This window comes from Synechococcus sp. M16.1 (assembly GCF_014279895.1).
GTDB lineage: Bacteria > Cyanobacteriota > Cyanobacteriia > PCC-6307 > Cyanobiaceae > Parasynechococcus.
On the sequence record NZ_CP047954.1, the window covers coordinates 1,003,094 to 1,026,981 of the forward strand.

A 23,888-nucleotide genomic window follows, 5' to 3' on the forward strand; every position below is an offset into this window, starting at 1 on the left:
TCGTCATGGCTAAGCGTCTGCCGGTGACCGTGATCACCGGGTTTCTTGGGGCCGGCAAGACCACGGTGCTCCGCCATCTGCTCACCCGTGGCGGTCAGCGATTGGCTGTGATGGTCAACGAATTCGGCAGCGTTGGGCTTGATGGTGATCTGATTCGCAGCTGCGGGTTTTGTCCTGAGGAGGAGGTGGACGGCCGTTTGGTTGAGCTGAACAACGGCTGCCTCTGCTGCACGGTGCAGGACGACTTCCTGCCGACCATGGAGACGTTGCTGGAACGGGCGGATCAATTGGATGGGATCGTTGTTGAAACCAGCGGTCTCGCTTTGCCAAGGCCTCTGCTTCAGGCCCTGGATTGGCCGGCCATCCGCAGCCGCGTGCATGTGAATGGTGTGGTGACGCTGGTGGATGGCGAAGCTTTGGCTGCAGGCAGCCCAGTGGCTGATGCTGAAGCGCTGGAGCGGCAACGGGCCGAGGATCCCAGCCTCGATCACCTCACAGCGATCGACGACTTGTTTGAGGATCAACTCCAGGCCGCTGACCTGGTCTTGATCAGCCGGGCTGATTGCATGGATGCATCAGCGATGGCTGAGGTGCAGGGGCGTATCAAAGACAAAGTGCGCCCGGGTACCGCTCTGCTTCCTGTGTCTCAGGGACAGGTGGAGACATCCGTTGTGTTGGGCCTTGAGCACAAGCCCACCCCCCAGGAGGCCCACACCCACCACGACAACGACCACGACAACGACCACCACGACCACGACCATCACGACCACAGCCATGTCGACATGGTCGGCAGCAATGTTCGTGTTGAAGGGGCCTTGGACCGTCAGGCCCTCGAACAGCTGTTGCCCAGCCTCGTGAGCAATCTCCAGGTGGTTCGACTCAAGGGGCGTGTCTGGCTGCCCAGCAAAACGCTTCCGCTTCAGATCCAGATGGTGGGTCCGCGGTTGAACAGCTGGTTTGAAGCAGCTCCCAGCCATGCCTGGCGTCCCGATCAGGGCTGTGGTGCTGATCTGGTGGTGCTGGCTTTGAACGAGGCTGCAGCTCCGGCCCTGGAATCCGGCCTTCAGAGGCTGGTGCAGGCCACACCGGCCAAGGCCAGCCCCGCGGCAGCCACGCCGGAGAGCTGAATCGGGTCTCCTTCTATTCGGCCTACAAAAAGAGCCATCACTGGTGCCGTGGCCATCAGGGTCACCCCTTCTCCAACGGGCATCGTTTGCAGCACCACCTGTTGCAACAGGATTCCCCCGTTGGTTCCGACCACGGTGGCAATCACAAGCTTCCATTGCTCCCGTTGCTTCAGCTTGGTCTGTCTCCAGATCCCTTTGAGGAAGGGAAGAAGACCAAGCCATCCGCCCAGCAGCCGGATCGATGCCGTCTGCAATGGGGTGAGGTCACTGTTGATCAGCACGTGACGGGCCAGAAAGGCTCCGCTCAGGCCACAGACCACGGCAGTGAGTGCCAACAGCAGCCCGATGCCGAAGTCAGCAGCGTTGTCCCCCCGCTCCCCTTGGCTCGTCTCTTTCGCCTGCATGGCAATGAGAACCACCGCGCTTGAAACCAAAAGCGCGCCGAGACCGTTCTTCACGGCCAGGCTGTCCCCCATCACCAACACCCCAGCGATGCTGGCCAGCACCGGACCGCTGGCTTCCACGGTGAGGGTTCGTCGGGTGCCGAGTCGCCGCAACGCCCCGAGATAGAAGCTGTCTCCGGCCGCAATGCCGATCAAGCCGCTGATCAACAGCAGCAGAACAGCATGCACCTCGGTGTTGTGCGGAAGTGTGAGCAGAACAGGCAGAAACAGCAGGCTGGCCAAGCCGTTCTTCATGGCGTTGAGCCGGATCGCCGTGACTCGCCCTGATAGCGATCGCCAGAGTGCACTGGCTCCCGTCCAGGCCATGGCTGCTCCAAGGGCCGCCAGTACACCCGTCATGGTCTGGTGTTGGTCGTTGTGCAGTCTGCTGCGCAGTCGAGAACTCTTCGCACAATTCAGGAATGTGAGGCCTGGAGACGTGCACGGTGCTGGGGCAATTGCTGGAAACCTTGTCGGGGCATTGGGCGGTTCATCTTGAAAGTCGTGTTCCTCGCACGGAGCTTTATGAAGCGCGGATCGCTTCATCCAAGCCATCGCTTGGTTTTTTCATTCTTCTGATCAGCTCTGCGGTGATTGCCAGCCTCGGGCTGATCTCCAACAGCACGGCGGTTGTGATCGGGGCCATGATCGTCGCTCCGCTGATGGACCCCATCCTCAGCCTGGCTTTTGGCTTGGCCGTGAGCGATGGGAAATTGATCCGACGTTCCGCCGTCACCATTGGCTTCGGCGTTCTGGCGGTGATTGCAACCGCGGCGTTGATCAGTTTGGGACTCGGCATCAGCCATGTGCAGTCGGAGATCACTGGCCGCACGTCTCCCAACCTGGTCGATCTGGGCATCGCCATCGTGGCGGCCGTTGCCGGGTCGTTCTCGATGACCCGCAAGCAATTGTCGAATTCGATTGCCGGAGTGGCGATTGCTGTCGCCCTTGTGCCACCGCTCTGTGTCAGCGGCATCGGCCTCACGCTCGGCTCGGAAATGGTGGCTGTGTTTGGCCGTGGAACTGTGGCGGGTCTCACCAACCAGATCGCGGAGGGATCGTTTCTAATTTTTCTGGCGAACCTGATCGGCATCACCGTCACCAGCCTTGTGGTGTTTTTGCTGCAGCGTTACGGCTCATTCCGCAGCTGTTGGCGCAATCTTCTGGTCTGGTTGGGATTGCTCGGGCTGTTGAGCCTGCCCTTGTCATCGGCATTGCATGACTTCAGTGTGCGGCAGCAGATGGATGCAGAATTTGGTCGCTTCAAAGCAGGACAACTCAAACGTGTAGCCCTCGCGCGAGGCAACCAGAGGTTGTGGTCAAAAGTTCGTCTGATGTACAGCAGCGTGAGTGTTGTTAACAACAAGGCAAGGCTGGATATTGTGCTCAATGCACCCGAAGACATCTTGGATCAATCCTTTATGAACGATGTCAATCAGCAGATGTTGAAACGAGCCAAAGACTTCGGTTTGGATGACCCTGATGTCAACATCAGTGTGATTCCCAACCGTGTGTACAAGTTTGACAATCAGTCAATGAACTAACGCAATAGATGCTGGTTTGTGAACGGTTTGGCGATCAGCGGGATGGCGTCAAAAAAGAGTTGATCAGATTGTTCGACAACATCCAGAGCATCGTCGCTGTGTCGCTGTTCTTCGCTTCCTCGGAGGGTTCCGTTGGTTTGAATTGATGCCGGCCAGGGCCCAACAGATCATTGCTCCAGTAGCTGAATCCCGGTTGATCAAGTTGTTCATCGATGAGCTGCACCAGCAGTGCCCCTGCCCGCTCAACGCTTTCCGTCAATCGCAAGAGATCCCGAGCGACCAACCCAAACAAGGCCTGCCCAAGTGGATTGGCTTGGCGACTGTTTCTGAAAAACCCCTCTGACGTGCGGGGAATCACCAGTCCCGGACTCCAGGCCACGACTGGTATGTCCGGACGCTGCTGGTGGATCTGCAGGGCCATCAGCAGATTGCAGAGCTTGCTGTCTTTGTAGGCCTTGTCTGCATTGAACGGACTTTCTCCATCCACCATCGGCGCCCCGGGGCCCTGGCGCAGTCCCTGTAGCGAGCCCAGCCCTGCAGGCTGGCCAACCCGTCCTCCACCGGTGGCTGGATTGTGCACCTCAGATGCGGTGATCACGATGGCTTGGGTTTGCTCTATCAATCCTTCAGCCAGAAGTTGATGGGCCAGGTGGTTCACCGCAAAGGTGAGTTCAATGCCCTGTGCACTCCAACGGGGGGAGCTGTGGCCGGCGTATTGCAACCCGGCATTGAGCACCAGTGCATCGAACGGCATCTCGTGATGGCGGAGTTGTTCGATCGCCTTGGCCACAGACGCAAGGTCCGCCAGATCGGCAATGCAGATGTCAACGGAACATGACAGAGCCGTGCGGATTCGCTCGGCCCGTTCTGCATTGCGGCAAACAACGGTGAGTGCATCACCACGGGCCAGCAGGATTTTTGCCGCTTCAAGGCCAATGCCGCTGCTAGCACCGGTGATCAGAACGCGGCGCTGTTCAGCAGTCGTCATGGAGTTTGAACACGTAGAGATCAGCGTCTCGATCGCTCACCACGTACATCCTTTTCCGCCCGGGATCGATGGCAACACCCTCAGGTTTGCGGATTTGCTTTGGCTTGTCTCCCGTGCTGATGGTGAGATCGAGGCGCTGGAGAACAGTGTCGCCTGCCCAGTCGTACTGGAACAGGCACCGCCCCTTGTCGCTGACGATCCAGAGGGTGTCGCTGCTGCTGTCGTAGCTCAGGCCCGAGAAATCAAGCTTCTCGGCCTTCAGTTCGGGATGCATGAACCCTTGGCTGGCTTGCAGCACTCGTGTGGAGAGGATTGTGGTGAGTGTGGAATCCAGTTCGATCAGCAAACCGGGCTTGCGCTCTTTCACTACAACCACATGGTTGTTGCTGGTGTTCACAGTGATGCCCTCCAATCCGTTGTTGTCCGGAGGGTCTGGGAAGTGGTGCGCGATCGTGTCGTAGTTGGTCATGGCTGACAGCGGGCGCCGAGACCGTTCGCTCCGGCTGTTCAGATCCACCACCACCACAGAATTGCTCCGCTCCTGCACCACGAGTAGCTCGCTGTCATCGCCACGGAGTGCAATGCCTTCCAAGTCGTCGAGGCCGATGAAGAACGAGTCGCTCACCGACACCCTGCCTTTGAGATCCAAACGAAAAATCACCTTGGTGTCATCACTGACGGTGTACAGCGCTGATCCATCCGAGTTCAGCGTCAGTCCGGATGGCTCATTCAGGCCGAGGCCTGGGTCTCGAATCCTGTGACGGCTCAGCAGCTCAAGGCGCATCGAGGTCATCCTCATCGGGACCCGTTCCTGGTGATTTTCGAGGCTTGGCTCGTTTTTGCCAGCCATCCCAGGTGAGGATGAATGGATCACGGCCAGGCGCCATGAATCGAATCGCTGTGTATTGCGGCTCCTCGAGCGGCGACTCGAGCCTGTTCAAGCTTGCTGCCACTGAGCTGGGTGCACTGATCGCTACCCAGGACATGGCCCTGGTTTACGGCGGCGCTCGCATTGGTTTGATGGGCGCTGTTGCTGATGCCGCTTTGGCGGCTGGAGGGGAGGTGATCGGGGTGATCCCCGAGGCGTTAACGCAGGATGAAGTGGTGCACACCGGTTTGACCCATCTCGAGGTTGTGGGATCGATGCATGAGCGCAAAGCGCGAATGCTCGATCTGGCCGATGCAGCCGTTGCCATGCCCGGGGGGCTGGGAACCCTCGACGAGTTGTTCGAAGCCTTGACCTGGGCTCAGCTTCGTTTTCATGCCAAGCCGATCGGCATGCTCAACATCGATGGCTACTTCGATGGGTTGCTGAGCTTTTTGGATCAAAGCGTTTCGACGGGCTTTCTTTCGCAGCGAAATCGCCAGCTCCTCCTGGATGCAACAACGCCAGAATTGCTGATCGATCGACTCCTCAACGCGTCCTGATGCAACGCACGGTTTTGCTTACCGGAGCCAGTCGTGGCATCGGACGTTCCATTGCCAGACGGTTGCTCAAGGATGGTCACCGCCTCAGCCTTGGTCTGCGGGATCCGCAGGCTCTAAGGGGAACAGACCTGGACGTCGGTACGGTGTTGCATCACGCCTACGACGCCAACGACCCAGCCAGTGTTGAAGCCTGGGTTGACAGCACCGTTCGTCACTGGGGTGCCATCGACACCGTGATCCACTGCGCGGGGATTTTGCATCGAACCCCGTTGTTGTTTGCAGATGGCGATGAGCAGCAGCTTGATGAACTGTGGGCGATCAACGTGAAGGGGCCCTGGTGGCTGACCCGTGCGGCCTGGCCGTATCTGGTTACCAGTGGCCATGGACGAATCCAGGTGTTGGTGTCGATGAGTGGCAAACGCGTCAAAGGTCGAATGGCGGGTTATCCCGTGAGCAAATTCGCCTTGATGGGGCTCTGCCAGAGCATGCGCAATGAAGGGTGGGACAAGGGGATTCGGGTGACCGCCATCTGTCCCAGTTGGGTCAACACCGATATGGCTCGTGCGGTGACGGCCGTTGAACCTGCCGCGATGACCCAACCCGATGATCTTGCGTCTCTCTCGAGCAGCCTGTTGTCGATCCCCAACGCCGCCGTTCCGTTCGAGTTGGCGATGAATTGCTCGCTCGAAACCTGAATCTTCCGGTGGGGATGATCTCCTCGCCTTCAGAAGACGTCGCTATGGATGACCCTGCGTCCGTGCCTTGCGATGTGTCTTCTGGCGGCGATTGGCCTGCTGGCTCCACGCCTGGTTTTGGTGTTGATGTGGTTGATCAACAGCAGTTTTGTACTGCAGCCCTTCAGTGGCACCAGTGTTCCCAATCCGGTGCTTCCGATCCTGGGTCTGTTGTTTCTCCCCACCACGACCCTCGGCTATTGCTGGGCTGCGGCCTCGTTCGGAGGCGTGTCGTCGTTCAGTGGCCTGTTGGTGGTGTTGATCGGTTTGATCATCGACTTCGGCTTGATTGGTAATGGCCGTGGTGCTGTTCGTCGTTGAAGATCATCCCCGTGGAAAACTGCGCCATCTGCCAGCTGCATCTCGATCCCACAGCGCAAGAGCGGTACGAGATTCAGCGCTCTGAACTCTGGGTTTTGCGGCATCACCCGGACCCAGCACCTCTGCCAGGTTGGCTTCTCTTGGATTCACGAAGGCACTGTTCTGGCCCCGTGGATTTCACGGTGGCCGAGGCTTCTGATTGGGGGTGCGCTGTTCGGGATGCCAGTGATCTCGTGAAACAGATCAGCGGATGTGAGCGCGTGTATGCAATTGCCTTTGGTGAGGGAGCCCAGCACCTTCATCTCCATCTCATCCCACGCCATCTGAATGAACCGGCCTCCAAAGCGTGGGCGGTTGCCGACTTGTACCGGGACATGGATCGAGGCGATCGAGCCGCTGCTGATCCTGCCGTTGTGGCGGCGATGGTGCAACGCTGTCGATCGTTGATCAGCGTCCCGGGTTGAAGCGTTTGCGCGTCTTGGTGCCGTTGGCGTATTGCTTGAGATTTCCCAAGGGCCAGCCGAGGTGCCTGAGATGGCTCACCGTGTTTGGCGATGCGTTGAAGCAGTTTTCGCTGTAGCTGCTGGCGATACCGATTTCTTTGAGGGTGAGTAACAGCAACCTCTGCTCTCGGCGTGTACCCCGACGGCTCGCGAGCAGCACGAAGTCGCGTTCGCGAAGCTGTTCACCGATCGCATCGATGTTCTCGGAGTACCCCAAGGAGAGGGTTTGATCAATAGCGCGATAGGCGGTGTAGATCCGCCCCTCAGGATTGTTCTCGAGGGTTTGCACCCTTTCGCTCAGGGCAATCACGGCGTCCATCACCGGAGCCTGAAGCGCTTGTTCGATCTGATCAAGCTGCACGATCACAACCCTCCCACAGCCAAACGTTCATCACAGGCAGCCTCATAGGCGCGGATGGCTGCGCTGGGAATGGAGCCATTGCTCTTGAGTTGGCGCACCGACAGCTCCACGCACTGAAGTACAACGCTGGTCAGCTCACGTCCTTCGCACAGGGCCCAGCCGCGAAGAAGCACATGAAGGCTCGGTGGAACGGAGACCGTGAGCTTCACCTGGGTCTCTCGGGTGGAGGTTTTGATCATGACCCGTCTGCTGCCGGAGCATCCCTAGGGTAGCTCAAAAGACGCTGCGGAGCAACTCACGAGTACCTAAAGGGTGTCTTTGGAGTTGCTTCGGGGCTGCTCGTCGGCATTGCTCGGCCCTGTGGCGTGACAGCCAGGGTGCTGCTCGCATAGCTGATGCATGGGCCACCCCTTTGAGGCACCAGGCCTGAGCTGTCTGGCTGCAATTGTTGTGCCTCTATGTCGTCAATTCAGCCCTATTTGGGCTGCCATCTTTCCTTATCCCGGTGATTCCAGGTGTCGATTGTTGAGCACCCAGGCGAAGTTTTTTTATGCAAAATCTGCATATCCATGGATATGATGTTGGTGTGGATTCTTGGGAGCAGATGAGTGCAACTTCGGTTCAGGCTGACAAGGTCGTCAACGTCAGAATGTCTGAATCGGAGCACACTCTGTTGAAGGCCTACTGCGCTTCGTTGAACCGGAGCATGCAAGACGTGCTTCGTGATTTCGCGTTAATGCAAATCCAGAAGCAACGCTTTTGTTGCCGCCTTGTGCGCTCTCTGATGGATGAACATGGGATCGAGCAAGACCCCAGAGTTCGTAAGCCCTGTTTTGGTTATGCCTGTTATTACTGCCGCCATGCTGAGGCCTGCATGGCTGGTGAAACTGAATTGCTTTATATCCCCCGCCAGGAGATACGTGAACTCGTTTCTGAGGAAGCGGCCTATATCTTCGACTTTGATGGCAGCAGCATCGAGGCCCCGGACCAACCGGGGTGATCGATTTCGACCCGCCAGTCACTTCACCCACAGACGCACCAGCCTTCACATCAAGAGTTCGATTGAGGCGGTCCTGGCAGGAATCACTTCGAGTCTTGGTTGCAATTTGTGGATGTCGAGAAATCCGAGCACAACCCCTTCAAAAATGCGGACGATTCGGCTCATAGTGATCCAGCCAAGTCGCTAATCGGGCTTGGAAGCCGGACAGAGCGATGTCCGACGCCCTGGTGTTTGACTCCTGCTTCGGCAGGAGTCAAATCCATTTGTTTCTTAAGAAATCTGGTTGTGTAGCCCCGCGAACAGATTTGTCCGTCAATGTATCGACGTGGTCGAATCGCTCCGGTGATGCATCACCGTCGGCCACACAACATGTCCTGATTCATTTCAAGACCAACGATCGTCTAGATCATTGGTTCAGGTCGTTCAAAACGGAGAGGGTGGGATTCGAACCCACGGTGCCCGTGAAGACACGCTGGTTTTCAAGACCAGAGCCATAAACCACTCGACCACCTCTCCAGAGGGTGTCAGGTGCCCCGCGGGACACCCGACAACTGTATCGGGACGTGCTCCCAGCTCAGTTTTCCGGCTTGGCCAGAGGCAGCAGACACTTATCGGAATCACATCCGGCCGGGCCTGCTTCCGTCAGCTCACCCTGGTCGTAACGCTGCAGTGCTTCGAAGAAATCACTGCTGACGCGTCGCTTCACCACAGCCGATTGCAGCTCCTCGTAGGTGGCTGCATCGATTGGCTCAAAGGGCAGGCGGGGGAAGGTGGCATTGGCATCGAAACGGGCCAGAAGAGCTGCTGAGATGTAGCCCTCGCCCTTCTCCATGGCTTGATGCAGAGCATCAGCCAAGGGTTCGATTTCGTGCTCGCGGAATTCGATGGTGGCGGAGGTGTTGTGGGCGGTGTAATGCCGCTGCACTTGCATGTAGAAATCGAATTGTGCCATCGCACTGAAGCCGTTGATGTCAACAGCATCAGCACCGGGCAGGTTGGCCCAGCTCACCTCGGTGGGAATCTCCACCAGCCATTCGGTGCAGCGGGGATCGAAGGGGTCATTCAGCAGACGGCCTTCCTCATCCTTGTCGGACTGGGAGGGAACGATGGTGTAGCCGTAGTCCATGCAGGCCATGGCCACGGGGTCGTTCTTGCGGAAGGTGATCCGGCGGATGAAGCGCTGGGCTTTGGGGGGATGCCAGCCGGGGGCGGCACCGGTGAGCAGGCTCTTGGTGCCTGCAGGCTGAACGGTGGTGCAGCGGTTGGGGCGACGCAGACCATGGCGGTCGCAGTAGTCCCAGACCGTTTGATTGACGATCTCCTTCCAGCGGCTCAGGTAAGCGGCTTCCTGCTCCTTGAAGCGAAGACCCTCCTCGGTTTCCGGGCGACCGGCTTCCCACCAGCTCAGCCATTCCGAGCCGAAGGCATGGACGAAGAAGTCGAACAGACCGGTGAAGCTGACGCCAACGATTGGGTCCCATTCACGGCTCTGGCGGTACCGCTCCACCTCAAAACGATGGTTGAGCAGGCAAGCAACCGAGAGGGCACCTGCACGGAAGGCATCGGCCTGTCCTTCCTCGTCGCTGGGGTCGATCTGGTTGAGGTGCACCTCGGCCAGATTGCAGTGGAAATCGGCGCCCAGGATCTCGCCGCAGGGATTCAAGCCGTAACGGCTGAGGCGGTGCTCAAGCTCGTCGGCGCCAATGGGGCCATGGTTGTCGGACAGCCAACGCCCCGCTTCCTCACGACCCTGGTCGCAGTAGATCTCAATGAATTCCGTTCGCAGCTCAGGGGTGGTGAGCAGATCGGCATTGGAGCGAGCGATCGCTTCGGGAGCGAACTGGATCGCGCCTTCGCCGGAGTGAAACTGCTTGGTCACCGCTGCGTGCACAACGTCCTTGCTGGGACGGGTGTGATAAACGCGGGTGTGGTTGGCCATCCGCAATGCATCACGCTCGGGGTCGATCCTCCAGTTGCCCTCCTCGTCTTGCTGCCAGAGGTTGTCCTTGGAGGACGCAGCCGCCTGGTCGTCCGAAGCGAACTGGCGCATGCCGGCGCTGCGGCGGATGTTTCCAGCCACGATCGTGACGGCGGCTTCGTCGATCAGAAGGCAGCACTCGACTGAGGTGAGCCGACGGCCCTGGGCCTTGTTCAGCAGCCGAGCAACGCGCCCGTAGAGATCCTTCAGCTTGACGGGGTTGGCCATGCCGCCGAAACCCTTCAGCGTTTCCCCAACAGGCCGCACATCGCTGAGGTCCACCTCGATCTGAATCGGACCTCCGTTGAACCGTTCATCGCTGCTGAGCTCGAGCATCAGCTGGTAGCTGTCCACCCAGCCGCGACGGGTGTCACCCACCTTGATGGTCACCTTGTTGCCATCAATGCTGTGGGTGCAGTCGTCCTGGCGCTCTGCGGCAGGAGTGATGCCGATTTCGCTGACGCTGAGAACTTCAAAGCTGTTGCGCACCACCGGAAGCCGGTCGATCAGGTGCGGCTCGATGATGGCGCCGGTGCCACAGCCCATCATCGCCAGGTCCATCATCAGACCAAAGGCTTGCCAATCCACCAGGTTGGTGGATGTGCAGTTGTAGGAACCCGAGAAGTTTTCGGGCTGCTCGATCCAGCGGGTGCCACCGATCCAGAGCCAGCGGCCGGAGGGAAGAGCTTTTTTCTCGGCCTGCATGCGAGCCAGCAGGGCAACTTCCGCATCGTTGAGGTTGCCCAATTGACGCAGGCCTTCCAGGTTTCGCGCGCCCACCTGACTCCAGCTCTCACGGCCGCTGGGGGTTTTGCGGCTGTAGGTGCGATAGAAGACCGGGTTGGCAGCAGGAGCGGTTGCGGGGAAGTCGCCGAACCCGGCGACAGCTCCCGCAGAGGTCTCCACACGATTTGGAGTGAGGGTCACGTGCGGTGCTGGGGCGAAGGACAAGTATCGAAACCCTAACGCCACAGATGGGGGTAGCAAGGTCTCTTTGCCACCATCAACAGTGTCCCGATCAAACTGCGCTCGGAATCGGCAGCAAATGATGCAGCGGCGGCTGGAGCCTGAGTTGATGAACGGCGATACGCAGGTGCAGGCCTATGCCGCTGCTGACTTCAGTTCCGGCGATCAAGCCACCATCGAAGCGATTCAGCGTCTCCTCTCACGCACATTGCCTTTGCCGCCTGATCCACTGGTGGTGGACCTGGGTTGTGGCCCGGGAAACATCACGCTTCGGTTGGCCGGCCTCTTCCCCAAGGCTCGGATCATCGGCATTGACGGTGCCGAATCGATGCTGGCTGTTGCACGGGAGCGGGCCCAGCAGCATCAGCTGGAGATCTCGTTCCTTTGTCAGACCCTTCAGGAGGTGCTTCGAGGTGCTCTGCTTGGGCAGGCTGATCTGATCGTCAGCAACAGCCTTTTGCATCATCTGCACCAGCCTGATCTGCTCTGGATGGTCACCAGAGACTTGGCAGCACCGGGTTGTCGCACCTTGCACCGGGATCTGCGGCGTCCTGCTTCCGACGCTGAGATTCAACAGCTGCTGCTCAAACACCTGCCATCGGCGCCAGAGGTGTTGCAGCACGATTTCGCGGCCTCGCTGGCGGCGGCCTTCGAACCTCAGGAGGTGACCGCAGAGCTCCACCGGCTTGATCTCAACCAGTTGACGGTGTCGGCGGAGGACGACCGTTATCTGGTGGTGTCAGGCTTGGTGAAGTCCTGAAATCCGATGAGCGGCAGTCAAGCGACCACTGATGGTGATCTGGCCCAGGTTTTGGCCTCGGCGGTGGATCGCCGTCGCAACTTTGCGATCATTTCCCACCCGGACGCGGGAAAAACAACCCTCACCGAGAAGTTGCTGCTCTACGGCGGCGCCATTCAGCAGGCCGGTGCGGTGAAAGCCCGGGGTGAGCAGCGCAAGGTGACCTCCGACTGGATGGAGCTTGAAAAGCAGCGGGGCATTTCAATCACCTCCACGGTGCTGCAGTTCGATTACGACGCCACCACGATCAACCTCCTGGACACCCCAGGTCACCAGGATTTTTCCGAAGACACCTATCGAACGCTGGCAGCGGCGGACAACGCCGTGATGCTGGAGGATGCCGCCAAGGGCCTGGAGCCTCAGACCCGGAAGCTGTTCGAGGTCTGCCGTATGCGTCAGATCCCGATCTTCACCTTCATCAACAAGATGGACCGCCCGGGGCGGGAACCGCTCACCCTGCTCGATGAAATCGAGTCGGAACTAGGCCTCACCCCCTGGGCGGTGAACTGGCCGATCGGCAGTGGCGAGCAATTCCGAGGTGTGATCGATCGCCGCAGCAAGGAGGTGGTTCTGTTTAGCCGTGCTGAACGCGGCAAGCAGGCCAGTGAGCAACGCCTCTCGCTGGACGACCCTGCCCTGCGCGAGTTGGTGGAAGAGGACCTGCTGGATCTGGCCATTGAAGAAATGGAGTTCCTGGAGGCGGCTGGCGCCGAGCTGGACATCGAGATGGTCCATGCCGGTGAGCTCACCCCGGTGTTCTTCGGCTCGGCCATGACCAACTTCGGGGTCCGTCCCTTCCTCGATGCCTTCCTGGAGATGGCGCAACGGCCCATCGCCCGATCCAGCAGCGAAGGGCTGGTGGACCCGTTGCGTGAAGGCTTCAGCGGCTTCGTGTTCAAGCTTCAGGCCAACATGGACCCCAGGCACCGCGACAGGGTGGCCTTCGTCCGTGTCTGCAGCGGCCGCTTCGAAAAAGACATGACGGTGAAGCACGCCCGCACGGGCAAAGCGATCCGTCTCTCCCGCCCTCAAAAGCTGTTCGGTCAGGACCGAGCCGTGGTGGAAGACGCCTATCCGGGTGATGTGATCGGTCTCAACAACCCCGGCATGTTTTCCATTGGCGACACCCTTTATGTGGGTTCGAAAGTGGAATACGAAGGCATTCCCTGTTTCAGCCCGGAGATTTTCAGTTGGCTGCGCAACCCCAACCCTTCAGCCTTCAAGAACTTCCGCAAAGGGGTGAACGAATTGCGGGAAGAGGGAGCTGTGCAGATCCTTTATGACACCGACGAGAGCAAGCGGGATCCAATTCTGGCGGCCGTTGGACAACTCCAGCTTGAGGTGGTGCAGCACCGGCTTGAGAACGAATACGGCGTGGAAACCCGCCTTGAGCCCATGGGTTTCCAGGTTGCCCGTTGGATCAACGGCGGTTGGGCTGAACTCGAAAAGGTGGGCCGGATTTTCAATTGCAAGACTGTGCGTGATGCCTGGAATAGGCCTGTGCTGTTGTTCAAGAACGAGTGGAATCTCAACCAGCTTCGGGAAGACCACCCCGACCTTGAACTCAGCAGTGTTGCCCCGGTGGTGAGTGGAGTGGAGCCGATCAGTCTCTGAACCGCGCCGATCACCCCATCCACACCTCCACGGCTCTCTCGCCAGAATCGTGACGCGCCTTCATCTTCCGTGAGTACGTTCTGGCTGCTGAGGAACAACGCTGACGGCGGCACCGAATACGTGTGTTTCCGTGGGGATGACGAATCGGTGGAAATGCTGGAGGGCTACCACCTTCCTCCGCAGATGCCGTTGATCAAGCGCCGCTCCTGGATGAACCGGGTGGATGCCCTCAGCTGCCGAAGCAGGCTGGAACGCAGCGAGGGTTTTCGTCACGGTGCGCCCCTCTTCTGAACAGGCCCCGATACGCTCATCAAAAGGAACCCGATCGACGCAATGGCAGCCCTGGGTGAATCAGGTCCCGATGCAAACGCAGATGATCCATTTGCCCGTCTAGGCCTGAGCCGTGATGCGGGCTTTGATCAGGTTCAGGCGGCCAAAGCACGCTGTCTCGCCGAGGTTTCCGGTGATGATCAGGCTCGAGCAAAGATCGAAGCGGCCTACGACGCCGTCCTGATGGCTCGCCTGCGGGACCGGCAACAGGGTCAGGTGAGTGCTGCTGCAGCGACGGCATCGGAGCGGGAGGCCATGGCGGGATCCATGCCTTCTTCGCCAGCTCAGGCACCGATGGGCAACGTGTTGGCGAATCTCCGCAACAGGCTGCCCGATCCCTCCCCGACCCTCTCCGGCCTCAAGCCCGACTGGGCGCTGGTGGAAGGGCAGGGGCGTTCCGTTCGCCTGATTGCAGGGATCGTCGGCGTTGCTCTGTTGCTGATCTCGGCCGGGAGCATTCAGTTGGTGCTGGCCCTGGCAACCATCGGCGTTTTTCTCAGTCAGGTTCGCCGTGGTCGCCGCCCACTTGCATCCCTGGGCTGGACGTTGCTGGTGCTCATCCTGGGCTTGGCGGCAGGCTCTTTGCTGAACCTGGCGCTCTCCCCCACTGCTGTTGAACAGCTGGCTCTCAATCCTCTGCAGATCCAGGCTCTGCCTGCAGCTCTGCTGCTGTGGGCTGCAGCCCTGTTCCTGGCCTGAGCATCAGGCCGCCGTCGGTAGGCCGTCAATCAGCTCCTGCAGCTCCGCAGCGCTCACGTCATAACTGTCGTTGCAGAAGTGGCAGGTCAGTTCCGCGCCACCGTCCTTGTCACGCATGTCGGTGAGTTCGTCCCTTCCCAGCAGGAGCAGTGCCGCTTTACTGCGTTCACGGCTGCAAGGACAGAAAAAACGAAGTTCCTGACTGGCCTCGGCATCGTCGAGGGGTTTGGGATCAAGGTCGGGGAAGACGTCCCGAAGCAGATCCTCCAGCTGGTCTCCACTTGCCGCCAGCCGCTGACTGAATCCAGTGATCTCGCGGCAACGCTGTTCAATCAGCTCCACCAGGGCCGGTTCTTCCGCTGCTTTTGGAAGGATTTGAACCAGGAGGCCACCGCTGGCATGGATGCCGGCGCTGTTCACTTGCTCACCCACAAACACGGCTGAAGGAGTCTGTTCGGAGTGGAGCAGATAGGAGGCCACATCCTCACCAATGCCTCCACTGACGAGTTCAACGGTGCTGTTGAAGGGCTCACCCTTGCCGTCATCACGCATCACGTGGAGGTAGCCGGTGCCAGCGGCCTCCTTGAAGTTGAAGCTGAAATGGCCTGCTTCATCCTGAATCGGGTCAAGTTCCAGGCCCGGCTCGCCCACGTAGCCACGAACGGTTCCGTTACGGCCGGCATCCACCATCAAGTTCTTGATTGGTCCGTCGGAACCGAGGCGCAGGTTCACCCGGCCGTGCCGCACCTTCATCGAACTGGCCAGCATCAATCCAGCGGCCATGGCTCGTCCGAGCATCACGCTGGTGAGGAACGACAGACCATGGCGCTCCCTCGCCTCACGCACGATGTTGGTTGTTGATACCGCCACCAATCGGATGCCGCCCTCAGCGGCTGTTGCACGCACCAGCCGGTCGGCCATATCCCCTCGGAAGTTCAGGGCAATGTAGTCATCGGTTCGAGCCGCCCGCCCTGCAAGCGCAGTCTTTGGCAGTCCCAGTCCTGAAACAGCTCGGGTTCATGGGTGACCACGATCAACACCTGCTCACGGGCGAGGCCGGCGAGCAGATCAAGCACGTCCCGTCGCACCGACCAATCCAAACCTGCGGTGGGTTCATCCAGGAGGAGCACTTCAGCGCCGCGGAGCATTTGCACGGCGAGGGCAAGCCGCCGTTGCTGCCCGCCGCTCAGCCGTTCTGGCGCCGTTGTGGAGGCGATGGTGTCGAGGCCAACCCGTTCGAGCACGCTCTGTTCGCGCTCATGACCGAGCCGCCGATGCCCCAGCCGCAGTTCCTGAGCCACGCTCAGCCCGAGGAAGTGGCGCTCAGGAAACTGGAAAACGATGCCGCAAAGCCAGCGCAGCTGCCGTCGTTTCACTGCGCTGCCGTTCCAGCGGATGCTGCCGGATGTGGCTGATGCCAGGCCACTGATGATTTCCAGTAGCGATGTCTTTCCGGATCCACTGGCGCCAGCAATCAGCAGCGGCCGTCCTTTCTGCGTCTGAAAACCGACGCCGTCGAGGATGGGGGCACCGGCAGTCGCAGGTGCATAGGTGATTCCTGAGAGCTCGAGCATGCGTTCAGCTTGAACGATGATGACGGTGTCGCGATGGCCCCATGGACATTCGTTTTCGTGAAGTCGATCCCTTCAATTGCTGGTTGTGGATCCGTTTTTCGGAACCCCCCAGTCAGGGGGAACGGAATTACGTCGATGGTGTCTTCGACAGCTGGTATGTGATCGGGCGTTTGGGCGGCTTCAACGCAGAAAACCTGCAGGTGCATGACGCGGGCTCCGATCTCAGTTGGATGACCTACGACAACGATGGGGCTGAGTCGGCGATGCCAGCCCTGATGCACAACATGGGGCAGCTCGAATACCAGAACGACTGGGGACGTTGCTGGGTTGATCTCGGTACGTCGGATGGAGTTGCCATCGATGTTCTGATCAATGCCTTGCGTCAACTGGACTCCGACGTGGTCCAGATCGAAGAGCTGGTCGTTGGTGGGGTCAATGAGAATTGGCCGGTTGAAGACCATCCCGACAGTGTTTTCCCTGCAGGTGGCTGAACGCCGGCGCTTGCTTCTGTCGTCGGATCGCCTGGAGCAGGGTGGATCGGTTCTGCTCAACTCCGAAGAGCAGCACTATCTGCGGAGAGTGTTGCGTCTGCGCTGTGGCGAGCAGGTGGATCTGATCGATGGTTGCGGCCGGCTCACGACCGCAACCCTGATGGAAGCCAAGCTGCTCGAGCTCGATCGGCCAGCGCAACTGATTGAGCCCCAGGCCCAACCTCAGCTGGGTCTGGCCGTGGCCTTGATGCGGCGTGGGATGGATGAGGTCGTCCGGATGGCCTGTGAGCTCGGGATTGATCGGATTCAGCCCCTGCGCTGCGATCGCTGTGTTCCCCAGGCCGACCACCGACCCGAGCGCTGGGCCACGATCATTCGTGAAGCGGTGGAGCAGTGCGAACGGTTGTGGACGCCACAGCTGCTCGATCTCAAAGACCTATCTCAATGGATGGGAGATGAGCGTGGCCAGCGTCTGGTGGGGGTGACCCGCGAGACGGCACCACCGGCCTTGGATCAATGGTTGCGTCATCAGGCCGATCCTGTTCAGCTCACATGGCTCATGGTCGGCCCGGAAGGGGGCTGGACCGAAGAGGAACTGAAGCAGTTCACCCAAGCCCAGATTCAACCCGTCCAGATGGGATCAACCATCCTGCGCAGTTCGACGGCCGCGGTGGCTGGTGCCGTGGAACTGGTTCGTTGGCGTGATCGGCTGATCAGCTCTTGAACAGATCCTGAGCGATCCCCCGGAAGGATTTCAGAGCTGCTCCAGGCCGGCGGCTGCGCTGGCGCAGTCCGCCACCAGGCATGAGGTTGCTGGGGGCAAAGGTGGAGTAGGTCACCGCCGGGCGGGATGCCTCTGCTGCAGCCAGTTCAGCGGCGATCGCTTCTGCTGTGGTGAGTGAGGCTGCGGGCTGAGCGCTGGATGCAGCACTGGTTTCTGCAACGGTCTCTTCAACAGCGTCTGGGGCTGAAGGCTTGGCAACAACTGAAGGCTCTGAGGCTTCGACGACAGCTGACTCGACCGGTGCATCTTCGGTTGCTGGAGCCTCTTGTTGAGGCAGCTCGAGGGTGGCCGGAGCGGCGGCGTCATCCAGGGTGAGGAAAAAGCCCTTGTTGCTGTTGAACACCATCCGGTCGACCAGAGAACGAACGCACCCGATTCTCCCTCTGCAATGGCCGCAGGCAGGAGATGCTTAGGGCACTGCAACACGGTGTGATGTCCGCACTCTGGATTCAGGCCCTGCTGGTGAACACGGTTTTGATTGCCCTGGCGCAGCGGACATCTGTTCTCACCCGCAGTGGTTGGGTCCATGCAGCTGCCTTGGGCACGATCCTCTGGGGGTGTTTGGGGTGGTCGGGCTGGTTGGCCGTGGTCGCCTATCTCTCTCTGGGAAGTCTGGTCACCAAGATCGGCTTTCAAAACAAGCAGAGCCGAGGACTTGCCGAAGCCCGCGGTGGGCAGCGCGGCCCTGAAAACGTCTGGGGTTCTGCGGCTGTTGGAGCATTCCTGGCACTGCTCATCGGTGCCGGTGTCGAGCCCCGTGAGCTGATGTTGGTTGGTTTTGCGGCGAGTTTTGCCGCCAAGTTGGCCGACACCTTCGGCAGTGAGATCGGCAAACGATTCGGGCGTACCACGGTGTTGATCACCAGCCTTCGGGTGGTTCCACCAGGAACCGAAGGGGCCATCAGCCTTGAGGGAACCCTGGCCAGTGCCGCCGGCAGCATCGCCATGACCCTGGTGATGCTGGCCCTGCAGCTGGTTCCTTCATGGCCTGTGGCAGTCCTGGTGATGCTGGTTGGCCTGGTGGCGACCCTCGGCGAAAGCCTGCTCGGTGCTCTGGTGCAGGATCGCGTGGCGTGGTTGAGCAATGAGTTGGTCAATGCTCTCCAGACCCTTTTGGCCGCAGTTCTGGCGATGCTGCTGATGGTGCTTTGATCAGCTGGTTTGGATGGGCATCAGACCATCGCGCTGGGCCAATTGCTGCAGCAGTTGAACGCCCTCATGGAGATGAAGGCGCAGGGATGAACGGCTGCAATTCATGGCCTGAGCCAGATCCTTGAGGGTCTGGCCTTCGATCAAGTGGGCTTGCAGCACCGTTCCGGCCAGGCCATCCACCTGGTGCAGCACGCTCTTCAGCCAGTCCAGGTGTTCATCCTCCACACTCGAGCTTGCTGGCTCCCCAGGGCTGGCAGACAGGTCGACGACCTGGCTGGCTCCATGGCTCTGAACGGCGGCAGCCCAGCGCTCTGGTCGAACCGAGAGTTCGGTAGCAAGATCCTGATCGCTGAGAAGCGGTTGCCGGTTCTGTTCGCGTTCCCGCTGGATCTTCATTCCGGCTGCCTAAAGATCACGCAGTCGCCAGGGAATCCGAATGGTGCGTGATCGATCGCGGCGGTAGTGGAGGATTTGGCCGGTGGCTCGCGAGAGCAGATAGCTGCTGGGGCGGAGGCCTCGTTGTTGATCAAACCGTTCAAGGCCACGGATCAATCCAACCCTGGACTCCTGCAGAAGGTCGTCGAACTCTTCGGGGCCGCGCTGCTGTTGGCGACGGGCCGCGCAGTGCGCCAGGCCCAGGTGCTTGAGAGCCTGCTGATTGCGTCGTGCAACGCAGGGCGGCAGTCCACGCCGGGACTCCTGGTGCAGGTGACGTTGAGAAATCAAGGGATCAGTGCAACTGATCCAACGGTTCAACCCTCAGCCCCGAAGCGGTTGGCCCTTTGGTGCCGCAGATCGGCACTTTCGTGCCGGATCATGGGTGCAACGGTTTTGGATGGATGGACTGGCAACCAGAAGCACTGGCAGCACTCAAGAAAGATGTTCCGTTCTTCGTACGGCCTGCTGTTCGTAAACGGGTTGAGGCGATGGCGGATTCAGACGGACGTTCCGACATCGACCTGGATTTCTACAAATCCGCCAAGCAGGCCATGGCCCCGAGCTGATCCTCAGGAGGGGTCGAGATCGCAGCGCTGCAGTTCCGGCTGGGTCAAGCGGTCAACGATGCGTGCCATATCCAGGGCTGTGAGTTCACCGTTTTCGTCCCACTTGAGCGTGGTTTTGCGCTGGGCAGGGGGGTGGCCGGCAGCGCGTTGTGCAGAGCGGTCAGGTCCCAAGTCCGATCACCAATGTCAGGAGAGCCACACATTAGTCGCCGCTGCGGGTCTCGTTTACATGCTGATAGGTGTTGATGTGTTAAGCGCAGCGAGTCCGGCCCACTCCTGCAGAGGCGCCCATTGGCCTAAGCGCTGGTCGAGCCAGCGGTGGCCGTCGGCATTGAGATGGATCCCATCGGGTTCCATCCAGGTCAACCAGTCGGGCTCCTCCTGCATCTCCTGATGCATGGACAGGAAGGGCACATCAGCCTCACGGCACTGTTCGGCCATCACGGCCTCCGTGGCCGCGATCTGGCTGTTCCCGTACCAGAGGCAGCCGGCAAAGGGCATCACGTGCTCATCCACCGCAGTGAGGCCCAGCACAAACACCTGCACCTCCTGGGTCATCTCATTGAGAAGTTGTCCCAGGCCGAACGAAAAGGCCTCCACATCCAGTTGGGGTCTGCCGTCGGTCCGACCAACGCGGGCGGTGTCATTCAGCCCGACACTGAGCAGAAGTCCGCCCGGCGTTTGGCGACGCAGTTCGCCGCGGCAGCTCCATTCGCTGCGCCAGCGGGCGGCCACGCGTTCCAGGCCATCCCCGCGGATGCCCAGGGGGTACACCACTGGAGCGCTGGGCAGGTTCATCCAGCGCAGGCGCAGTCGCTGGCACCAGCCACCCGCTTCACGGTCACCCCAACCATGCACGCCACTGTCCCCGAGCACGATCAGCTGACGGGGGGCGTCGTTCGCACCGCTCATAAGGCCATGGCCCGGCTGTTCCAGCTCCCCTGAAGTCGTTCCCCCAGGCTCTCACCCAGGAGTGTGAGCACTGCGGAGATCAGCACGATCCAGAGCACCAACCACCAATGAAACGAGCTGAGGGCTTCCATCAGCTGCCAGCCCAGACCAGCTCCCCCCACCATGCCGATGATCGCGGTGTCGCGAAGGATCACATCCAATCGGTAGGTCGCATAGGTGAGGTAAGCGCGACTCACATCCGCTAGGGGGCCGTAAAGCCAGCTCACCCGGTTGGGGGCGCCGCAGGCCTTCATGGTCTGGGCGGAACGCACTCCCGTGCTGCGGATGTCGTCGATCAGCACCCGACCCATCACACCGCCGTGGTGCAGCCCCAGGGCCAGCCCCGCCAGGGCCAGGCTTGGTTTGGCCAGCATCAGCAGCAGGAGTGCGGTGAGAGGGGCCGGGATCAGTCGCAACGCCCCCCACACCACTCCCTGCAAACGCAGGCTGGCCTGGCTGGGCCAAACCAGCAGCAACAGCGGTGGAAGGCCGGTGGCAACACAAACGGCGATCAGGGTGATCCACACCGTGGCTCCAATCACCCCGGGCCAGGAGATCTCAAGGGCAGCATTGAATCCCTGGGATCCGTCGATGAGGTTGCCCATAACCATCGACCACTCAGCCACTGGCCAGGTCAGCTGCAGATCCAGCTGTGTTCCCCAGCCGAGGGCTAGCCAGGGGCCGGCCATGGCCACGGGAAGAATCAGCATGCGTGACCAGTTGCGCAGCGTTCGCAGCAGTCGGTCGAGCACCACCATGGCGATGGCCAGCAACCACAGGCCACTCCACAGCTCCTGAAATTGGAGTGATCGCAGGCTGAGGCTGAGGTCTGTCCCCAGTCCTCCGAGGCCGAAAACGCCCAGAATCAAGGCTGAACGAAGTGCGCAATCGAGGCGGTGGCCGATGTGGTCGCTGATCGGCTCTGCCAGCGGTGGGACCAGCCCGGTGAGCATCACGGCCCATGGTGTGGCGCCGGCTCCCTTGAGGACGGGAATGGCCGGTGAAACGTGGCAATCCACCTGATCGGCGATCACCCGCGCCATTAGAACCGTGTAGGGAATCGCGATGGCGCAGATCGCAACCCAGCCATTCAGCCCGAACACCTGCAGCAGCAACAGCCCCCAGATCAGTTCATGCACAGCGCGCAGGGGCGCCAGCCAACGGCGCAAGATCACGGCAGGCCAACGCACGCCCGCCTGGATTTCCCAGAAGGTGCTTGAGCTCAGGAGTCCGAGACCCACGCCGAGAACACTGCTGATGCCCCAGGACATCACGGCGATCACCAGGGTGATCTGGAGCCCATTAAGCAAGCTACCCAAAACGATGGGGTCGATGGAGGGCTTTACGGCCCCAGCCGCGAACTGTTGAAGAAGTGAAAGTCCGCCGCCGTGACCATCGCGCAACAGCACCCCAAGAACGCCGAGCAGGCTGAGGCCCGGCAGCAATGGGATCAGCGGCAGGGCTGGCTTCAGGCCGATGCGTAGAGCCATTCCAGCTGATCCCGGTGAATGGTGTTTGGAGCCGCATCGATCACCAGGGCACCACCACGGAGCCCCAGAACCCGATCAAACCGATGAATCAGATCCGGCCGATGCAGGCTGATCAGACAGCCCGGCAAGAGAAGCAGGGTGTTGAGAACGTCTTCGGCGAGGCTGGGATCAAGGGCGGAGAGTGGTTCGTCCGCCAGCACGAGTTCAGGCCGCTGATGCAACAGACGGCCCAGAGCCACCCGTTGGCGCTGCCCTCCGGAGAGCTCACGCACGGGCTGTTCAAGCAGATCCGCCTCCAGTTTCACCTGGTGCATCAGCTCCAGGCAGGTGTTTGGGTCCAGCGGACCCAACAGGTTTCGAATCGCCCAGAGCAGCCCATGGCGTCCCAGGGCACCGCTGTTGATGTTCTGGATCACACTCAGTTCCTCCACCAGGCGCAGGTCCTGCCAAAGCGTGCCGATCTGGCGACGTTGCCGGCGGGTGAGCTGCTGATGGGGGCGACCACACCAGTTCACGGTTCCTGCATCGGGGGTTAAAGCCCCGTTGCAGAGCTTCAACAATGTGGTTTTGCCGGCGCCACTGGCACCGAGCAAAACCACACGCTGGTCCGCACGAAGGGTGAGGGTGATCGGTTGGAGCCGTTGCCCCAGGCAGACCTGGTGCAGCTCCAGCAGCGCCGTCAACGGATCTTTCCGAGTTGGCGACCCACCGTTTCGATCATCACGTAGTCCTCGTCCTTGGCGGGGATGAAGCGTTCGGCACCGAACAACTCGAGAATCGTGGCGCCGTTTTCCGTGTCTGCCGAAAGGTCCAGCAACGCGCTCTGGAGCTTGTCGGTGAAACCATCGCCAAAGCGATCATCCAGACCGGGTCGTACAACCCAGTGGTAATCCACGTAGGGCGGTGTCCTCCAGATCACCGACACCTTGTCGGGATCCACGCGGCCGTCCGCCACATTGCTGCGCCAGACCTGCTCGTTCAAGGCGCCCACCTCGTAGGCACCGCTCTTCACCACAGCAACGGTGGCGTCGTGGCTTCCGCTGAAGCCAGGGCCGCCCCCCGCCAGATCCTCAGGTTTCACGCCGTTTTCGCCCATAAAGAACTGGGGCATCAGGCGGCCGGAGGTGGAACTCTCCGAACCGAAGGCCAGTCGGCGTCCCTTCAGCTCAACCAGTTGGTCGGCACTGGTGAAGGGGCGCAAACCACTGGCGCCATTGGCGATGAACACACTGGTGAACTCTGCATCGATGTCCCGTTGCGCCAGCACCCGGGCTCCAGGCGTCTGCAGCCGGGCCTGCACACCGGTGAGTCCACCGAACCACACCAGATCAAGGCTGCCGGTGCGGAAGGCACTCACCGCAGCCGCGTAATTGCTCACCGGCGCATACCGCACGGGAACATCCAGCTTTTCGCTGAGTTCCGCAGAGAGCGTGCCGTAGAGGCGATTGAGTTTCTCGGGGTTCTGGTCGGGGATGGCACTGATCTGCAGAACGGCCTGTTTGGCGTCGTTCTGGGGTGCGCCGCAACTGGAAACAGTGGCCGTGAGTGCGAGTCCGGCAATCAAACCGGTGGCCACCACGGCCCTGCGTTCTCGTACAGACATTCAG

General features: G+C 60.3%; 31 protein-coding genes and 1 tRNA gene. 15 read left to right on the forward strand and 17 right to left on the reverse strand.

The features are described from left to right. Positions 1-5: 5 nt before the first annotated feature. A complete protein-coding gene (cobW, locus tag SynM161_RS05680) occupies positions 6-1,127 on the forward strand; it encodes a cobalamin biosynthesis protein CobW (protein ID WP_186542256.1) in 1,122 nt (373 codons plus the stop codon). Here cobW and SynM161_RS05685 read toward each other — a convergent pair. Then, positions 1,064-1,930 (reverse strand): EamA family transporter, encoded by an 867-nt coding sequence (locus SynM161_RS05685; protein WP_186542257.1) that lies wholly within the window; start codon positions 1,928-1,930, stop codon positions 1,064-1,066. The two genes, cobW and SynM161_RS05685, sit on opposite strands and share 64 nt — an antisense overlap. A gap of 86 nt (positions 1,931-2,016) precedes the next feature. Between SynM161_RS05685 and SynM161_RS05690 the strand changes: the two genes are divergently transcribed. Continuing rightward, positions 2,017-3,114, forward strand: a complete 1,098-nt coding sequence (locus tag SynM161_RS05690; RefSeq protein ID WP_255441963.1) for a DUF389 domain-containing protein — start codon at positions 2,017-2,019, stop codon at positions 3,112-3,114. Positions 3,115-3,148: 34 nt separating this feature from the next. Here SynM161_RS05690 and SynM161_RS05695 read toward each other — a convergent pair whose 3' ends face one another. Both SynM161_RS05695 and SynM161_RS05700 read right to left on the reverse strand, forming a co-directional pair. Further along, positions 3,149-4,102, reverse strand: a complete 954-nt coding sequence (locus tag SynM161_RS05695; RefSeq protein ID WP_186542258.1) for an SDR family NAD(P)-dependent oxidoreductase — start codon at positions 4,100-4,102, stop codon at positions 3,149-3,151. Continuing rightward, the gene (locus tag SynM161_RS05700; RefSeq protein ID WP_186542259.1) at positions 4,089-4,895 is read right to left on the reverse strand and encodes an SdiA-regulated domain-containing protein; all 807 of its coding nucleotides are present in this window, start codon (positions 4,893-4,895) and stop codon (positions 4,089-4,091) included. Before SynM161_RS05700 ends, SynM161_RS05695 begins: the two co-directional genes overlap by 14 nt. Positions 4,896-4,987: 92 nt before the next feature. On the opposite strand from SynM161_RS05700, the gene SynM161_RS05705 reads away from it, so the two are divergent. From SynM161_RS05705 to SynM161_RS12215, 4 genes are all read left to right on the forward strand, one after another. Further along, complete coding sequence (locus tag SynM161_RS05705) at positions 4,988-5,530, forward strand: TIGR00730 family Rossman fold protein (RefSeq protein ID WP_255441964.1); 543 nt, start codon at positions 4,988-4,990, stop codon at positions 5,528-5,530. Further along, the gene (locus tag SynM161_RS05710) at positions 5,530-6,225 is read left to right on the forward strand and encodes an SDR family NAD(P)-dependent oxidoreductase (RefSeq protein WP_186542261.1); all 696 of its coding nucleotides are present in this window, start codon (positions 5,530-5,532) and stop codon (positions 6,223-6,225) included. Before SynM161_RS05705 ends, SynM161_RS05710 begins: the two co-directional genes overlap by 1 nt. 72 nt (positions 6,226-6,297) lie before the next feature. Then, on the forward strand, positions 6,298-6,585 hold the full coding sequence (locus SynM161_RS05715; RefSeq protein ID WP_186542551.1) for a hypothetical protein: 288 nt from the start codon (positions 6,298-6,300) through the stop codon (positions 6,583-6,585). Between the two features lie 170 nt (positions 6,586-6,755). Further along, positions 6,756-7,049 carry a hypothetical protein gene (locus SynM161_RS12215; RefSeq protein WP_370593128.1) on the forward strand — a complete coding sequence of 98 codons (294 nt, stop codon included), beginning with the start codon at positions 6,756-6,758 and terminating at the stop codon, positions 7,047-7,049. On the opposite strand, the gene SynM161_RS05725 is transcribed toward SynM161_RS12215, so the two are convergent. After that, positions 7,033-7,449 carry a hypothetical protein gene (locus SynM161_RS05725; RefSeq protein ID WP_370593129.1) on the reverse strand — a complete coding sequence of 139 codons (417 nt, stop codon included), beginning with the start codon at positions 7,447-7,449 and terminating at the stop codon, positions 7,033-7,035. The two genes, SynM161_RS12215 and SynM161_RS05725, sit on opposite strands and share 17 nt — an antisense overlap. A gap of 2 nt (positions 7,450-7,451) precedes the next feature. Next, the gene (locus SynM161_RS05730) at positions 7,452-7,688 is read right to left on the reverse strand and encodes a hypothetical protein (RefSeq protein ID WP_006850194.1); all 237 of its coding nucleotides are present in this window, start codon (positions 7,686-7,688) and stop codon (positions 7,452-7,454) included. Positions 7,689-7,999: 311 nt separating this feature from the next. Between SynM161_RS05730 and SynM161_RS05735 the strand changes: the two genes are divergently transcribed. Continuing rightward, positions 8,000-8,449, forward strand: coding sequence for a hypothetical protein (locus tag SynM161_RS05735; RefSeq protein ID WP_186542264.1), 450 nt, complete (start codon positions 8,000-8,002; stop codon positions 8,447-8,449). A 429-nt stretch (positions 8,450-8,878) separates the two neighbouring features. On the opposite strand, the gene SynM161_RS05740 is transcribed toward SynM161_RS05735, so the two are convergent. Further along, positions 8,879-8,965 (reverse strand) — tRNA-Ser (locus SynM161_RS05740). A 58-nt stretch (positions 8,966-9,023) separates the two neighbouring features. After that, positions 9,024-11,354: a ribonucleoside-triphosphate reductase, adenosylcobalamin-dependent gene (nrdJ, locus tag SynM161_RS05745; protein WP_186542265.1), complete on the reverse strand. Its 2,331-nt coding sequence runs from the start codon at positions 11,352-11,354 to the stop codon at positions 9,024-9,026. 148 nt (positions 11,355-11,502) lie between these two features. On the opposite strand from nrdJ, the gene SynM161_RS05750 reads away from it, so the two are divergent. The 4 genes from SynM161_RS05750 (at position 11,503) to SynM161_RS05765 (ending at position 14,835) form a co-directional block, all read left to right on the forward strand. Then, a complete protein-coding gene (locus SynM161_RS05750; RefSeq protein ID WP_370593130.1) occupies positions 11,503-12,153 on the forward strand; it encodes a trans-aconitate 2-methyltransferase in 651 nt (216 codons plus the stop codon). 6 nt (positions 12,154-12,159) lie between these two features. After that, entirely contained in the window at positions 12,160-13,806 is a 1,647-nt protein-coding gene (locus SynM161_RS05755) for a peptide chain release factor 3 (RefSeq protein WP_115008995.1), read from the forward strand. Between the two features lie 69 nt (positions 13,807-13,875). After that, the gene (locus tag SynM161_RS05760) at positions 13,876-14,097 is read left to right on the forward strand and encodes a hypothetical protein (protein WP_115162081.1); all 222 of its coding nucleotides are present in this window, start codon (positions 13,876-13,878) and stop codon (positions 14,095-14,097) included. A gap of 42 nt (positions 14,098-14,139) precedes the next feature. Next, entirely contained in the window at positions 14,140-14,835 is a 696-nt protein-coding gene (locus SynM161_RS05765; RefSeq protein WP_186542267.1) for a CPP1-like family protein, read from the forward strand. 3 nt (positions 14,836-14,838) lie between these two features. Here the strand turns inward: SynM161_RS05765 and hslO are convergent, their stop codons facing one another. Both hslO and SynM161_RS05775 read right to left on the reverse strand, forming a co-directional pair. After that, entirely contained in the window at positions 14,839-15,756 is a 918-nt protein-coding gene (hslO, locus tag SynM161_RS05770) for an Hsp33 family molecular chaperone HslO (RefSeq protein ID WP_186542268.1), read from the reverse strand. Between the two features lie 14 nt (positions 15,757-15,770). Next, positions 15,771-16,409, reverse strand: coding sequence for an ABC transporter ATP-binding protein (locus tag SynM161_RS05775; protein WP_186542269.1), 639 nt, complete (start codon positions 16,407-16,409; stop codon positions 15,771-15,773). A gap of 41 nt (positions 16,410-16,450) precedes the next feature. Here SynM161_RS05775 and SynM161_RS05780 point away from each other — a divergent pair, with 41 nt between their 5' ends. Together SynM161_RS05780 and SynM161_RS05785 are read left to right on the forward strand one after the other, a co-directional pair. After that, positions 16,451-16,900, forward strand: coding sequence for a DUF3531 family protein (locus tag SynM161_RS05780; protein WP_115082235.1), 450 nt, complete (start codon positions 16,451-16,453; stop codon positions 16,898-16,900). Next, positions 16,860-17,624 carry a 16S rRNA (uracil(1498)-N(3))-methyltransferase gene (locus SynM161_RS05785; protein ID WP_255441966.1) on the forward strand — a complete coding sequence of 255 codons (765 nt, stop codon included), beginning with the start codon at positions 16,860-16,862 and terminating at the stop codon, positions 17,622-17,624. The genes SynM161_RS05780 and SynM161_RS05785 overlap by 41 nt, the downstream gene beginning before the upstream one ends. Here SynM161_RS05785 and SynM161_RS05790 read toward each other — a convergent pair. Then, positions 17,614-18,030, reverse strand: a complete 417-nt coding sequence (locus SynM161_RS05790) for a hypothetical protein (RefSeq protein ID WP_186542270.1) — start codon at positions 18,028-18,030, stop codon at positions 17,614-17,616. The two genes, SynM161_RS05785 and SynM161_RS05790, sit on opposite strands and share 11 nt — an antisense overlap. A gap of 86 nt (positions 18,031-18,116) precedes the next feature. On the opposite strand from SynM161_RS05790, the gene SynM161_RS05795 reads away from it, so the two are divergent. Beyond that, complete coding sequence (locus SynM161_RS05795; RefSeq protein WP_255441968.1) at positions 18,117-18,836, forward strand: TIGR00297 family protein; 720 nt, start codon at positions 18,117-18,119, stop codon at positions 18,834-18,836. Here SynM161_RS05795 and SynM161_RS05800 read toward each other — a convergent pair whose 3' ends face one another. Together SynM161_RS05800 and SynM161_RS05805 are read right to left on the reverse strand one after the other, a co-directional pair. Next, a complete protein-coding gene (locus SynM161_RS05800) occupies positions 18,837-19,232 on the reverse strand; it encodes a sigma-70 family RNA polymerase sigma factor (RefSeq protein WP_186542272.1) in 396 nt (131 codons plus the stop codon). It lies immediately after the preceding gene. Between the two features lie 9 nt (positions 19,233-19,241). Then, positions 19,242-19,562 (reverse strand): sigma factor, encoded by a 321-nt coding sequence (locus SynM161_RS05805; protein WP_186542273.1) that lies wholly within the window; start codon positions 19,560-19,562, stop codon positions 19,242-19,244. 113 nt (positions 19,563-19,675) lie between these two features. Between SynM161_RS05805 and SynM161_RS05810 the strand changes: the two genes are divergently transcribed. Next, entirely contained in the window at positions 19,676-19,840 is a 165-nt protein-coding gene (locus tag SynM161_RS05810) for a PCP reductase family protein (RefSeq protein WP_115082491.1), read from the forward strand. 3 nt (positions 19,841-19,843) lie between these two features. Here the strand turns inward: SynM161_RS05810 and SynM161_RS05815 are convergent, their stop codons facing one another. From SynM161_RS05815 to SynM161_RS05835, 5 genes are read right to left on the reverse strand one after another with little or no spacing between them, the layout of a single operon-like run. Continuing rightward, entirely contained in the window at positions 19,844-20,011 is a 168-nt protein-coding gene (locus tag SynM161_RS05815; protein WP_011364263.1) for a hypothetical protein, read from the reverse strand. Between the two features lie 54 nt (positions 20,012-20,065). Beyond that, a complete protein-coding gene (locus SynM161_RS05820) occupies positions 20,066-20,752 on the reverse strand; it encodes a GDSL-type esterase/lipase family protein (RefSeq protein WP_186542274.1) in 687 nt (228 codons plus the stop codon). Continuing rightward, entirely contained in the window at positions 20,749-22,281 is a 1,533-nt protein-coding gene (locus SynM161_RS05825; RefSeq protein ID WP_186542275.1) for a phosphonate ABC transporter, read from the reverse strand. Before SynM161_RS05825 ends, SynM161_RS05820 begins: the two co-directional genes overlap by 4 nt. Then, complete coding sequence (locus SynM161_RS05830) at positions 22,260-22,964, reverse strand: ATP-binding cassette domain-containing protein (RefSeq protein ID WP_186542276.1); 705 nt, start codon at positions 22,962-22,964, stop codon at positions 22,260-22,262. The genes SynM161_RS05825 and SynM161_RS05830 overlap by 22 nt, the downstream gene beginning before the upstream one ends. Then, positions 22,961-23,884: a putative selenate ABC transporter substrate-binding protein gene (locus SynM161_RS05835; RefSeq protein ID WP_186542277.1), complete on the reverse strand. Its 924-nt coding sequence runs from the start codon at positions 23,882-23,884 to the stop codon at positions 22,961-22,963. Before SynM161_RS05835 ends, SynM161_RS05830 begins: the two co-directional genes overlap by 4 nt. Between the last annotated feature and the right edge of the window lie 4 nt (positions 23,885-23,888).